At 70.4% G+C, this 12,960-nt stretch carries 11 protein-coding genes; 9 read left to right on the top strand and 2 right to left on the bottom strand.

The window, feature by feature from the left end:
* Nucleotides 1-217: 217 nt before the first annotated feature.
* The 9 genes from ftsW to ABH931_RS22075 all read left to right on the top strand — a co-directional run bounded on the left by ftsW (nucleotide 218) and on the right by ABH931_RS22075 (nucleotide 8,808).
* Nucleotides 218-1,501, top strand: a complete 1,284-nt coding sequence (ftsW, locus tag ABH931_RS22115) for a putative lipid II flippase FtsW (protein ID WP_370115857.1) — start codon at nucleotides 218-220, stop codon at nucleotides 1,499-1,501.
* 6 nt (nucleotides 1,502-1,507) lie between these two features.
* Complete coding sequence (gene murG, locus ABH931_RS22110) at nucleotides 1,508-2,614, top strand: undecaprenyldiphospho-muramoylpentapeptide beta-N-acetylglucosaminyltransferase (RefSeq protein ID WP_370115854.1); 1,107 nt, start codon at nucleotides 1,508-1,510, stop codon at nucleotides 2,612-2,614.
* Nucleotides 2,607-3,389 carry a cell division protein FtsQ/DivIB gene (locus ABH931_RS22105; RefSeq protein WP_370115851.1) on the top strand — a complete coding sequence of 261 codons (783 nt, stop codon included), beginning with the start codon at nucleotides 2,607-2,609 and terminating at the stop codon, nucleotides 3,387-3,389. The genes murG and ABH931_RS22105 overlap by 8 nt, the downstream gene beginning before the upstream one ends.
* 227 nt (nucleotides 3,390-3,616) lie before the next feature.
* Nucleotides 3,617-4,837 (top strand): cell division protein FtsZ, encoded by a 1,221-nt coding sequence (gene ftsZ, locus ABH931_RS22100; protein WP_370115848.1) that lies wholly within the window; start codon nucleotides 3,617-3,619, stop codon nucleotides 4,835-4,837.
* 141 nt (nucleotides 4,838-4,978) lie between these two features.
* Nucleotides 4,979-5,710: a polyphenol oxidase family protein gene (locus ABH931_RS22095; RefSeq protein ID WP_370115844.1), complete on the top strand. Its 732-nt coding sequence runs from the start codon at nucleotides 4,979-4,981 to the stop codon at nucleotides 5,708-5,710.
* Nucleotides 5,707-6,444, top strand: coding sequence for a YggS family pyridoxal phosphate-dependent enzyme (locus tag ABH931_RS22090; protein WP_370115840.1), 738 nt, complete (start codon nucleotides 5,707-5,709; stop codon nucleotides 6,442-6,444). The genes ABH931_RS22095 and ABH931_RS22090 overlap by 4 nt, the downstream gene beginning before the upstream one ends.
* Nucleotides 6,445-6,572: 128 nt before the next feature.
* Nucleotides 6,573-7,169, top strand: a complete 597-nt coding sequence (locus ABH931_RS22085) for a cell division protein SepF (protein WP_042453445.1) — start codon at nucleotides 6,573-6,575, stop codon at nucleotides 7,167-7,169.
* Between the two features lie 27 nt (nucleotides 7,170-7,196).
* Nucleotides 7,197-7,481 carry a YggT family protein gene (locus ABH931_RS22080; RefSeq protein WP_370115834.1) on the top strand — a complete coding sequence of 95 codons (285 nt, stop codon included), beginning with the start codon at nucleotides 7,197-7,199 and terminating at the stop codon, nucleotides 7,479-7,481.
* A gap of 46 nt (nucleotides 7,482-7,527) precedes the next feature.
* Nucleotides 7,528-8,808: a DivIVA domain-containing protein gene (locus tag ABH931_RS22075; RefSeq protein WP_370115830.1), complete on the top strand. Its 1,281-nt coding sequence runs from the start codon at nucleotides 7,528-7,530 to the stop codon at nucleotides 8,806-8,808.
* 105 nt (nucleotides 8,809-8,913) lie between these two features.
* Here the strand turns inward: ABH931_RS22075 and ABH931_RS22070 are convergent, their stop codons facing one another.
* Both ABH931_RS22070 and ileS read right to left on the bottom strand, forming a co-directional pair.
* A complete protein-coding gene (locus ABH931_RS22070) occupies nucleotides 8,914-9,453 on the bottom strand; it encodes a HutD family protein (RefSeq protein WP_370115826.1) in 540 nt (179 codons plus the stop codon).
* Nucleotides 9,454-9,456: 3 nt separating this feature from the next.
* On the bottom strand, nucleotides 9,457-12,594 hold the full coding sequence (gene ileS / locus ABH931_RS22065; protein ID WP_370115824.1) for an isoleucine--tRNA ligase: 3,138 nt from the start codon (nucleotides 12,592-12,594) through the stop codon (nucleotides 9,457-9,459).
* Nucleotides 12,595-12,960 lie beyond the last annotated feature (366 nt).

Genomic DNA, 12,960 nt, shown 5'->3' with positions numbered 1-12,960 from the left:
ACCCGGTCGCGCCCACGCGGCGGAGCCGCGAATCGGTGGAGCCTCGCGCCCCTGGAGGTTGCAGCCGGCTGCAGTAGCTTCGCTGACCCGTCGCGTCCACGCGGCGCAGCCGCAGATCGACAGAGCCTCGCGCCCCTGGGTGTGGCAACTGGCTCCTGGTGCAGAACCCGATAGGGTCGGACGCCGGTAGGCGTTGTGCAGGGGAGAGGACCACCAAGTGCCGGAAGCGAACGTCGCGACCTTCCGGTCGTACAGCCGGTTCTCCGCCGTACGGGCCGCCTGGGGACGGTTCCGACAAGGCCTGGAGCGGCCGCTGACGCCGTATTACCTGATCCTCGGCTCCTCGGCCCTCATCCTGATCCTCGGTCTGATGATGGTGTTCTCCGCCTCCCAGATCCAGGCGCGCCTCGACGGACTCCCGTTCGACTACTACTTCAAGAAGCAGCTCATCTCGATCGTCCTCGGCGCGGGACTGATGTACCTCGCCGTGCGACTCCCCGTCAGGACCCACCGCGCGCTCGCGTACCCGTTGCTGCTGGGCGTCATCGTGCTGCTGCTCGCCGTCATGGTGCCCGGCATCGGCGTCGCCGTGAACGGCAACCGGAACTGGATCCGGCTCGGCGGCTTCTTCCAGATCCAGCCCTCCGAGTTCGCCAAGCTCGCGCTGGTCCTGTGGGCGGCCGACCTGCTCACCCGTAAACAACAGATGAAAACTCTCGGCGAGTGGAAGCACCTGCTCATCCCACTCGTCCCGATGGGACTCCTGCTGCTCGCCCTCGTCCTCGCCGGCGGCGACATGGGCACCGCCATGATCATCTGCGCGCTGCTCTTCGGGCTGCTGTGGATGGCCGGCGCGCCCGCGCGCCTGTTCAGCGTGACCGCGCTGCTCGCGGTGCTCGCCAGCGCGGTGCTCATCATCACGGTGCCGCACCGGCTTTCGCGTCTGGGCTGCATCGGGGCGACCCACGTCGGCGCGGACGGCTCCTGCTTCCAGGCCGTGCACGGCATCTGGGCGCTCGCCTCGGGCGGGATCTTCGGGACCGGCATCGGTGCGAGCGTGCAGAAATGGGGTCAGCTGCCCGAGCCGCACACCGACTTCATCTTCGCTGTGACCGGTGAAGAACTGGGTCTCGCGGGGACGGTGTCGGTCCTCGTTCTCTTCGCGGCACTAGGGTATGCGGGTATCCGCGTGGCCGTACGCACGAAGGAGCCGTTCATCAGGTACGCAGCGGGAGGCGCCACCACCTGGATCATGGCCCAGGCCATGATCAACATTGGTGCGGTGCTGGGACTCCTGCCCATCGCGGGCGTCCCGCTCCCGATGTTCTCCTATGGCGGTTCCGCCCTGCTGCCGACCATGTTCGCCGTCGGCCTGCTGCTCTGCTTCGCACGCAGCGAGCCGGGCGCGAAGGCGGCGCTCGCCGCGCGGAGCAAGCGCAAGGGCAAGGGAAGCAAGCAGGATCGGCGCCGGGTCCTCCGGTGGCCCCACAAGGAGCGGTGAATTTCGGTGCATGTGGTCCTCGCCGGCGGTGGCACCGCCGGTCATATCGAGCCCGCACTCGCGTTGGCGGACGCTCTGCGGCGCAACGACCCCACGGTCGGCATCACCGCACTCGGCACCGAGTCGGGGCTGGAGACGCGGCTGGTGCCCGAGCGCGGCTACGAGCTCGCGCTGATCCCCAAGGTCGCCCTGCCGCGCAAGCCCTCCGGCGACCTGATCACCCTCCCGGGCCGGCTGCGCAACACCGTCAAGGCCGTCCAGGACATCCTGGAGCGCACCAAGGCCGACGCCGTCGTCGGCTTCGGCGGCTACGTCTCCATGTCGGCGTACTTCGCGGCCAAGCGCAGCGGCGTGCCGATCGTCATCCACGAGGCCAACGCCCGCCCCGGCGTCGCCAACAAGATCGGCTCCCGCTACACCGACTACGTCGCCGTGGCCACCCCGGACAGCAAGTTCCAGAAGGCCCGCTACATCGGCATCCCGCTGCGCCAGACCATCGCCAACCTGGACCGCGGCATGGCCCGCCCGCAGGCGCGCCAGTACTTCGGGCTGGAGCAGAACCTGCCCACCCTGCTGGTCTCCGGCGGCTCCCAGGGCGCCCGGCGCCTCAACGAGACGATCCAGGCCGTCGCGCCGCGCCTGCAGCAGTACGGCGTGCAGATCCTGCACGCGGTCGGCCCGAAGAACGAGCTGCCGCCGTCCGGTGACCTCCCCGGCATGCCGCCCTACCGCGCGCTGCCCTACCTGGACCGGATGGATCTCGCCTACGCCGCCGCCGACCTGATGCTCTGCCGGGCCGGCGCGATGACCGTGGCCGAGCTGGCCGCCGTCGGCCTGCCGGGCGTCTTCGTGCCGCTGCCGATCGGCAACGGCGAGCAGCGCCTGAACGCCCAGCCGGTCGTCCGCGCCGGCGGCGGCCTGCTGATCGACGACGCCGAGCTCACCCCGGAGTGGGTGCTGCAGAACGTCCTGCCGGTGCTGACCGACCCGCAGCGGCTGTGGCAGATGTCCCACGCCGCCGCCGAGTTCGGCCGCCGCGACGCGGACCAGTTGCTGGCGCAGATGGTGTACGAGGCGATCGACGCGCATCGGGGCGGCCGTCGTCGTGGCTGAGTACGTCGGGGTCGAGGAGGAGCTGGAGGCGGGCGCCGAACAGGACCGCCCGCCCCGGCCCCGGCTCAAGCTGTCCCGCCGGGGGATCGTCGTGGTGTCGGCGTTCCTCGCCGCGCTGCTCGGCACCGGCGTGTGGCTGGTCTGGTTCTCCTCGGTCTTCGACGTGCGCACCGTCGGCGTGGTCGGCGTGAAGGCGCTGACCAGGACTCAGGTGCTCCAGGCCGCCCAGGTCCCGCTGGGCGGCCCGCTCGAGCGGCTGGACACGGGAGCGGTCGCGGCGCGCGTCGAGAAGGCGCTTCCGCGAGTCGACCACGCCGACGTCTCCACCTCCTGGCCGCACGCGGTCACCATCACCGTCACCGAGCGCACGCCCGTCGCGGCGGTGCGCGGTGCCAACGGGCAGTACACGCTGGAGGACACCGCGGGCGTGCGTTTCGCCACGTTGTCCGCGCCGCCGGCGGGGGTGCCGGTGGTGCAGTTGGCTCTCTCCCCGGCGGGCAGGGGCGCGCTCGCGCAGTTCCCCGAGCCGGTGCTGGTGGCGGGTGCGGTGGAGGTGGCCAAGTCCCTTCCGCCGGCCCTGGCCCGGCGCACCGCGGTCGTCGTCGTCCACTCCTACGACGACATCGAGCTGACACTGACGGGTCCTTCGGGCACGGTCTACTGGGGCAGCCCCGACCAGAGCGCCCGCAAGGCGGTCGTGCTGGCGGCCCTGCTGAGGCAGGACGCCAAGGGGTACGACGTGAGCGCACCGACAGATCCGGCACTTCGGTCTTGACGGACCGTCCACTGAGCCGTGACGCTGGTTGACCCCCGCGCACGCGGACAGCCCTTAGATCACATAGGCTCAACAATAAATAGTTGCTTGCTCGGCGTGTCCGTTGAACCGGCAAGGCCCGATGCCTACTGTCCTAGTGACAGTGGATAATGCAGCAGTGACATAGCATTAACTCTAAACCTCATGTTTAGGGTGAGTAGACAGATCCGAGGCGAGAGGCCTTCGACGTGGCAGCACCGCAGAACTACCTCGCAGTCATCAAGGTCGTCGGTATCGGCGGCGGCGGCGTCAACGCCATCAACCGGATGATCGAGGTCGGGCTCAAGGGCGTCGAGTTCATCGCGATCAACACCGATGCCCAGGCGCTGCTGATGAGCGACGCCGACGTGAAGCTGGACGTGGGCCGTGAGCTCACCCGTGGCCTCGGCGCCGGCGCCAACCCCGAGGTCGGCCGCAAGGCGGCCGAGGACCACCGCGAGGAGATCGAGGAAGTCCTCAAGGGGGCCGACATGGTCTTCGTGACGGCCGGCGAGGGCGGCGGCACGGGCACCGGCGGTGCGCCGGTGGTCGCCAACATCGCGCGCTCGCTCGGCGCGCTGACGATCGGCGTGGTCACCCGCCCGTTCACCTTCGAGGGCCGCCGCCGTGCCAACCAGGCGGAGGACGGCATCGCGCAGCTGCGCGAGGAGGTCGACACCCTCATCGTCATCCCGAACGACCGCCTGCTCTCCATCTCCGACCGCCAGGTCAGCGTGCTGGACGCGTTCCGCAGCGCCGACCAGGTCCTGCTCTCCGGCGTCCAGGGCATCACCGACCTGATCACCACCCCGGGTCTGATCAACCTCGACTTCGCGGACGTGAAGTCCGTGATGAGTGGCGCGGGTTCCGCGCTCATGGGCATCGGCTCGGCACGCGGCGAGGACCGGGCGAAGGCGGCGGCGGTCATGGCGATCTCCTCGCCGCTGCTGGAGGCGTCCATCGACGGCGCCCGCGGCGTGCTGCTCTCCATCTCCGGCGGCTCGGACCTCGGCCTGTTCGAGATCAACGAGTCCGCGCAGCTCGTCAGCGAGGCCGCGCACCCCGAGGCGAACATCATCTTCGGTGCGGTCATCGACGACGCCCTCGGCGACGAGGTCCGCGTCACCGTCATCGCCGCCGGCTTCGACGGCGGCCAGCCGACCCCGATCGTCCGCGAGCCCGTCGTGCGCAGTGCGACGACCGAGCGCTCCGCGACGCCGGACTTCCCGCGCGCGGCCTCCGGCTCCACGGCCGCGGGCTCGACGGCCGCGGGCCGCAGCATGCACACCATCGGCAGCGTTCCCCGCGCGGAGGACGCCCCCCGTCCGGCCGCCGAGCCGAGCATCCCCCCGGTCCCGCAGCAGGCCCCGCCCCGTCCGTACGTCGACGCGACGGCGGAGGAGCTCGACGTTCCGGACTTCCTCAAGTAGCACCCCGCACGACCCAGGGGCGCGAGGAACTGCGCGAGCTGCCACCCGGTGCGGATGGCCCTGCTCGTTCGGCGATTCACCGGTCACGGTGGCTTGTCGCGCAGTTCCTCGCGCCCCTGGTGGTTGCCATAGGCTGATCCCATGATCGGCCAGCGGATTGACCTGGGACGTGGAGTCCACGTCGCCTTCACCGACCGGTGGGGCGGGGTGAGCGCGGAGCCCTACGGCGAGCTGAACCTCGGTGGGGCCGTGGGGGACGAGCCGACCGCCGTCCGGGAGAACCGGAGGCTCGCGGCGGGCGCCCTCGGGATCGACCCGGCGGACGTGGTCTGGATGAACCAGGTCCACGGAGCCGAGGGCTTCATCGCCGGCGGGCGACAGGCGGACGGGGAGGCCCCGGCCGTCGACGCCGTGGCCACCCGCGAGCCCGGTCTCGCCCTCGCGGTCCTCACCGCGGACTGCACGCCGATCCTCCTCGCCGACCCCGAGGCCGGCGTCATCGGCGCCGCGCACGTGGGAAGGCCCGGGCTGTACAAAGGGGTCGCCGACACCGTCGTCGCGCTCATGCGCGAGCTCGGCGCCGAGAACATCGAGGCGACGATCGGCCCGAGCATCTGCGGTCGCTGCTACGAGGTGCCGGACGCGCTGCGCGCGGAGGTCGCCGCCGGGACGCCCGAGGCGTTCGCGGAGACCGGTTGGGGCACCCCCGCGCTCGACATCCCGGCGGGGGCCGCCGCGCAGCTGGCCCGGAACGGGGTCGGGGTCAGGGTCGCCGAGCACGTCTGCACGCTCGAGTCCGAGAATCACTTCTCTTACCGTCGGGCCGCTCTTACCGGCCGTCTCGCGAGCTACATCTGGCAGGATCCCAAGTGACAAATCTGACATCAGCGGAGCGTCTGGCTGAACTCCGGACAAACCTCGCGGCCGTCGAGGCGCGCATCGACGCCGCGTGCGCCGCGGCCGGGCGTCCGCGCGACGAGGTCACCCTGGTGGTCGTCACCAAGACCTACCCGGCCGCCGACACCCGCCTGCTCGCGGAGCTCGGTGTGCGCGACGTCGCCGAGAACCGCGACCAGGATGCCGCGCCAAAAGCGGAGGAATGCCGGGATCTGCCGCTCTCGTGGCATTTCGTCGGCCAATTGCAGACCAACAAAGTCCGTTCGGTTCTGCGATACGCCGACCGTGTGCATTCCGTGGACCGGCTCCGGCTCGTCGACGCACTCTCCGCGGAAGTGGTCAAAACCGGACGAGCCGAACTCGGCTGCCTGATCCAGGTCGGGTTGGAGTCGGAGACGCCCGAGACAGCGCACCGCGGCGGGGTCGCCCCGAGCGAGGTCGCGGCGCTGGCCGATGCCGTAGCAGCCGCTCCTGGCTTGCGACTTGACGGTGTGATGGCGGTGGCCCCGCTGGTGGGACCGTTCGCAGGCGACGCACGTGGCGCCTTCGGGCGTCTCGCGGAAATCGCATCCCGCGTACGGGAGACCCGTGCTGCTGCCACGATGGTCTCTGCCGGGATGTCAGGAGACCTGGAAGAGGCCATTGCTGCCGGTGCGACACACGTGCGCATCGGGACGGCGGTACTGGGTGCGCGGCCGACGCTCCGGTAACGTCACCGGTTAGAAGATCAGACCGGAGAACAAATCCGGACATTCCAGAATCTCCCCGGTGGGCCGGGGAGGAACCGTGGATCGTGGAACCTCCCGGGCCGATCCACCACAGAGCGGAGGACAGGAGTATGGCCGGCGCAATGCGCAAGATGGCGGTCTACCTCGGTCTCGTGGAGGACGATGGTTACGACGCCCAGGGTTACGACCCTGACGACGACTACGACCACGAGCCCGAGCCGCTGCGAACCGGACGGACCGAGGAGGTCCCGCGCCCGGCCGCGCCGGTGAGCGTCCCGGCCGCCGCGCCGGTGGCCGCCTCGGCGGTCGTCGCCCCGATGCGGGCGCCCGAGCCGCGCATCGCGCCAGTGGCGTCCATCACACCCGAACGTCGCCCCGTCGAGAAGAGCGCCCCGGTGATCACGTCCAAGACCGCGTCCGAGCGGGAGCCTTACCGCATCACCACGCTCCACCCCCGAACCTACAACGAGGCCCGTACCATCGGGGAACACTTCCGTGACAACACTCCTGTGATCATGAATCTCACGGAGATGGACGACACGGACGCCAAGCGCCTCGTAGACTTCGCGGCTGGACTCGTCTTCGGGCTTCACGGCAGCATCGAGCGCGTGACGCAGAAGGTGTTCCTGCTGTCTCCTGCTAACGTCGATGTAACGGCGGAGGACAAGGCAAGGATCGCCGAGGGCGGGTTCTTCAACCAGAGCTGACAGGCATGAAGGGCGAGGGGAGACACGGTGGGCGTTGTATGGCAGGTGCTGTACATCGTGCTGATGTGTTTCTTCGTCCTGCTCCTGGCGCGCATGGTGATGGACTGGGTCCAGTTCTTCGCCCGCGACTGGCGGCCAGGGCGGGCCATGGTCGTCCTGCTCGAGAGCATCTACACCGTCACGGATCCGCCGCTCAAGCTCTTGCGGCGGTGGATCCCACCGGTGCGGATCGGGGGAGCAGCCCTCGATCTTGCCTTCATGCTGCTGATCATCATTGTGTTGATCTTGATCCAGGTCGTGGGGGCACTGTGACCGACGCAGAAGCCCGGCTGTCCGACGATCACGTTGAGGTGAAGAAATGGCATTGACCCCCGAGGACGTTCGGAACAAGCAGTTCACGACCGTCCGCCTCCGCGAAGGCTATGACGAGGACGAGGTCGACGCCTTCCTCGACGAGGTCGAAGGCGAGCTGACTCGCCTGCTGCGCGAGAACGAGGACCTGCGCGCCAAGTTGGCCGCCGCGACTCGTGCCGCCGCGCAGAACCAGCAGGCGGCGCAGCAGAACCAGCAGCGCCGCGAGCTGGCCGGCCCCGGCCCGCAGGACGGCCAGCAGCACCCGCAGCAGCAGCGTCCGGGCGCGCCCGTTCCCGCTGCCATATCCGGCCCGCCGGTCCCGCAGCAGGGCATGCCGCAGCAGGGGATGCCCCAGGGCATGCCTCAGCAGGGGATGCCCCAGGGCATGCCCCAGCAGGGGATGCCGCAGCAGGGCATGCCCCAGCACATGCAGCAGCAGATGGGCCACCCCGGCCAGCCGCAGCTGCCCGGCGGTCAGCCCGCCCTCCCGGGCCCGGGCGTTCCGCAGCTCCAGCCGGCGCCGCAGATGGCCGGTCCGATGGGTGGCCACACCATGGGTGGCGGTCTCGCCCCCATGCAGCAGCCGCAGCCGATGATGCAGCAGCCGCAGCCGAACAACGACTCCGCTGCCCGCGTCCTCGCGCTCGCCCAGCAGACCGCCGACCAGGCGATCGCCGAGGCCCGTTCCGAGGCCAACAAGATCGTCGGCGAGGCCCGCAGCCGCGCCGAGGGTCTGGAGCGCGACGCCCGCGCCAAGGCGGACGCGCTGGAGCGGGACGCGCAGGAGAAGCACCGCGTCGCGATGGGCTCCCTGGAGTCCGCGCGCGCCACGCTGGAGCGCAAGGTCGAGGACCTGCGTGCGTTCGAGCGTGAGTACCGCACGCGTCTGAAGTCCTACCTGGAGACGCAGCTGCGTCAGCTGGAGTCCCAGGCGGACGACAGCCTCGCGCCGCCGCGGACCCCGGCCACGGCCTCGCTCCCGCCGGCTGCACCCCTGTCCCAGCCTGCGATGAGCCCGGTCGGTGCCTCCCCGATGAGCGCCGGTGGCCCCTCCTTCGGCGGCGGCCAGAGCATGGGTGGCCAGACGTTCGGCGGTCAGCAGTCCTTCGGCGGCGGCCAGAACGGCCCGTCCTTCGGCGGTAACGCGTTCCAGCCGGCCGGCGCGCAGCCGGCTCCGCCGGCCGCGATGACGCAGCCGATGGCCGCGGTCCGCCCGCAGCCCCCGCTGCAGCAGGCGCCCCAGCCGATGCGCGGGTTCCTGATCGACCAGGACGACGAGAACTGAAGTCTCTCGCCGACAAGCGGAAGGCCCCTGCACCGGGAAACCGGTGCAGGGGCCTTTGCCCTTTCAGAGCCGCGTATCGGCAGAGCCTCGCGCCTCTGGTGGGGGTCAGCGCAGGATGACCACGGCGGTCACGCCCTTCGCATCAACCAGCACGGTGCCCTCCTCGACGCGTGCGGCGTCGAGCTCGGCGAGTGGGAGCTCGTCGATCCAGCCCTTGCCGGAGAGGACGACCACCAGCGCGGGGCCGGTCACCTCCGTGCTGTCCGTGCACATGGTGACCTGGGCCGAGACCGCGCCGCGACGCGTCATCACGTTGAAGTCGACCAGCGGGCCGCCCAGCAGGCGGCACCTTGTCGTCGCGTCTCCGCTGAACCGGAAGGGTTCGAACCGCTCCGCGACGACCGTCTCGACCCCGTCGACCGTGAGGGCCATGCCCTCGCCCCGGACGACGGTGATGATCCGGTCGATGCCCTCGAAGGTGGAGAACGGGCCGCCGTCCACGACGTCGGCGAGTGAGACCCGCCAGTCGAAGTCGGTGGTGCCCGCCCCCGACGGCGACGACGCTACCTCGCGGGTCACGCCGCCGCCGTTCTTCCAGGGACTGGCCACGCGGTCGGCCGCGCGCAGAACCTGAATGTCCGTCATGGATCAGGCCTTGCGCAGCCAGAAGGTGAGGCCGAGCGTCTCGTCCGCGAACGGGGAGGCGTCCGCCCAGTCCGGCTCGCCGGCGGCGAAGTCGGTCGCGAGGACCTCGTCCGCCAGCAGCGCGCCGTGGGTGGTCAGGGCCTCGACCGTCTCGTCCGCCGATGCGACGTAGCGGAGCACGATGCGGTCGGAAACCTCCAGGCCGGAGTTCTTGCGGGCCTCCTGCACCTGGCGGATGGCGTCGCGGGCGACGCCCGCGAGGCGCAGCTCCGGCGTGATGTGCAGGTCCAGCGCGACGGTGGCACCCGCCTCGTTGGCGACGGCCCAGCCCTCGCGCGGGGTCTCGGTGATGACGACCTCGTCCGGGGTGAGCTCGATCGTCTCGCCGTCGAGCTCCACCGACGCCGTGCCGGTCGCGCGCAGCGCGGCGGAGAGCGCGGCCGCGTCGGCCGCGGCGACGACCTTGGCCACGTCCTGGACGCCCTTGCCGAAGCGCTTGCCCAGGGCACGGAAGTTGGCCTTGGCGGTGGTGTCGACGAGCGAACCGCCGACCTTGGCCAGCGACTCGATCGCGGCGACGTTGAGCTCCTCCGCGATCTGCGCGAGCAGCTCCGCCGGGAGCTCCTCGTATCCCTGCGCCGAGACCAGCGCGCGCGACAGCGGCTGCCGGGTCTTGACGCCGGAGTCGGCGCGCGTGGCGCGGCCGAGCTCGACCAGGCGGCGCACCAGCGCCATCTGCCGGGACAGGGCCGGGTCGATCAGCGACTCGTCCGCGACCGGCCAGGTCGCCAGGTGGACGGACTCGGGGGCGTCGGCGACGACCGGGACGACCAGGTCCTGCCAGACCCGCTCGGTGATGAACGGGGTCAGCGGGGCCATCAGCCGGGTGACCGTCTCCAGCGCCTCGTGCAGGGTCGCCAGCGCGGCCGGCTCGCCCTGCCAGAAGCGGCGGCGGCCGCGGCGCACGTACCAGTTGCTGAGGTCGTCGACGAAGGCGGACAGCAGCTTGCCGGCCCGCTGGGTGTCGTACGCCTCCAGCGCCGCGTCGACGTCCCGGACCAGGGCGTTGAGCTCGCTCAGCACCCACTGGTCCAGCATCGGGCGGTCGGCGGGCGCGGGGTCGGACGCGGAGGGCGCCCAGCCCGCGGTGCGGGCGTAGAGGGCCTGGAAGGCGACGGTGTTCCAGTAGGTCAGCAGCGTCTTGCGGACGACCTCCTGGATCGTGCCGTGGCCGACGCGTCGCGCGGACCAGGGCGAGCCGCCGGCGGCCATGAACCAGCGCACGGCGTCGGCGCCGTTGGTGTCCATCAGCTCGATGGGCTCCAGGATGTTGCCCAGGTGCTTGGACATCTTGCGGCCGTCCTCGGCCAGGATGTGACCGAGGCAGACGACGTTCTCGTACGAGTTGCGGTCGAAGACCAGCGTGCCGACGGCCATGAGGGTGTAGAACCACCCGCGCGTCTGGTCGATGGCCTCGGAGATGAACTGCGCCGGGTAGCGCTTCTCGAACAGCTCCTGGTTCTTCAGCGGGTAGCCGTACTGCGCGAACGGCATGGAGCCCGAGTCGTACCAGGCGTCGATGACCTCCGGCACGCGCACGGCCGTCTTCTGGCAGCTCGGGCAGGCGAGGGTGACGTCGTCGATGAACGGGCGGTGCGGGTCGAGGGCGCTCTGGTCGGTGCCGGTGAGCTCGGAGAGCTCGGCCAGCGAGCCGACGCAGGTCAGGTGGTCGTCCTCGCAGCGCCAGATCGGCAGCGGGGTGCCCCAGTAGCGGTTGCGGCTGAGCGCCCAGTCGATGTTGTTGTTGAGCCAGTCGCCGAAGCGGCCGTACTTGACGGTCTCCGGGTGCCAGTTGGTGCGCTCGTTCTCGCGCAGCAGGGCGTCTTTGACGGCGGTGGTGCGCACGTACCAGGACGGCTGCGCGTAGTAGAGCAGCGCGGTGTGGCAGCGCCAGCAGTGCGGGTAGCTGTGCTCGTAGGCGACGTGGCGGAGAAGCAGGCCACGCTCCTTGAGGTCGGCGGTCAGCGCCTCGTCGGCCTTCTTGAAGAAGACGCCGCCGACCAGCGGTACCGACTCCTCGAAGGTGCCGTCGGAGCGGACCGGGTTGACCATCGGCAGGCCGTAGTTCTTGCAGGTCGCGAGGTCGTCGGCGCCGAAGGCCGGGGCCTGGTGCACCAGACCGGTGCCGTCCTCGGTCGTGACGTACTCGGCGTTGACGACGTAGTGCGCCTCGCCCTCGACGTCGACCAGCTGGAACGGGCGCTGGTACGTCCAGCGCTCCATCTCCTTGCCGGTGAAGCGCTCGCCGGTGGTGGTCCAGCCCTCGCCCAGCGACTTCTCGACCAGCGGCTCGGCGACGACGACGTGCTCGGTGCCGTCGGTGGCGACGACGTAGGTCACCTCGGGGTGGGCGGCCACCGCGACGTTGGAGACCAGCGTCCACGGGGTCGTCGTCCAGACCAGCAGGGAGGCCCGGCCGGCCAGCGGGCCGCCGGTCAGCGGGAAGCGCACGTAGACGGAGGGGTCGACGACCGTCTCGTAGCCCTGGGCCAGCTCGTGGTCCGACAGGCCCGTGCCGCAGCGCGGGCACCACGGGGCCACGCGGAAGTCCTGGACCAGCAGGCCCTTGTCGAAGATCTGCTTGAGCGACCACCACACGGACTGGATGTACTCCGGGTCCATGGTGCGGTAGGCGTCGTCGAGGTCCACCCAGTAGCCCATCCGGGTGGTGAGCTCGGCGAACATGTCGGTGTGGCGGGTGACGGACTCGCGGCACTTGGCGTTGAACTCGGCGATGCCGTAGGCCTCGATGTCCTGCTTGCCGGAGAAGCCGAGCTCCTTCTCGACGGCCAGCTCGACGGGCAGTCCGTGGCAGTCCCAGCCGGCCTTGCGGGCGACGTGGTAGCCCTTCATGGTCCGGTAGCGCGGGAAGAGGTCCTTGAAGACGCGGGCCTCGATGTGGTGGGCGCCAGGCTTGCCGTTGCCGGTGGGCGGACCCTCGTAGAACACCCACTCCGGGCGGCCCTCGGACTGCTGCAGGCTCCGCTCGAAGATCTTGTGGTCCTGCCAGAAGGAGAGGATCTGGTGATCGAGCGCGGGCAGGTCGACTTGGGCGGGTACGGCGCGATACTGCGCGGTCATGCTTCCTCCGGCGGAACGGCTCCACTGCTGTCTCCGACGGAGGGACGAGGCCGAACGGCCCCGCGGTACCACCCTCCTTGGCTGCACCGATCTGCATGCAGCCCCCTCATTGGGGTCAGCGGCCGGGTCTACTGGGCACCGTGTGCCGTTCCTCCGGCGGCTCCGGGGTGATCTTCCCGCTGCGCACACCCCCGGGCTTCCACCGTCCCCGGGTCGCTATCGGCTGCGTGCGGCGGTACTCGTCCCCATCCACGCCTTGCTGGGAAGCAAGTCTATAGGGCTCGCGGGTGCGATTTCGCGCGCATTTGCGCGCGGCAACGCGCGCCCCCTATGAGGTGACGCGCCGGTAACGGACACACCGGGCGA

Origin of the sequence: Streptacidiphilus sp. MAP12-33, assembly GCF_041261265.1 — a bacterium.
Lineage (GTDB): Bacteria > Actinomycetota > Actinomycetes > Streptomycetales > Streptomycetaceae > Streptacidiphilus.
Note: the sequence above shows the minus strand (reverse complement) of the source record. Positions and strands in the feature narration are given on the sequence as shown.

Bases quoted from the DNA above. Each gene is read 5' to 3' on its own strand.
- ABH931_RS22095 (WP_370115844.1), top strand. From the start codon at position 4,979: ATGATCGGCCAGCGGATTGACCTGGGACGTGGAGTCCACGTCGCCTTC.
- ABH931_RS22085 (WP_042453445.1), top strand. From the start codon at position 6,573: ATGGCCGGCGCAATGCGCAAGATGGCGGTCTACCTCGGTCTCGTGGAG.
- ABH931_RS22075 (WP_370115830.1), top strand. From the start codon at position 7,528: ATGGCATTGACCCCCGAGGACGTTCGGAACAAGCAGTTCACGACCGTC.
- ABH931_RS22070 (WP_370115826.1), bottom strand. From the start codon at position 9,453: ATGACGGACATTCAGGTTCTGCGCGCGGCCGACCGCGTGGCCAGTCCC.
- ileS (WP_370115824.1), bottom strand. From the start codon at position 12,594: ATGACCGCGCAGTATCGCGCCGTACCCGCCCAAGTCGACCTGCCCGCG.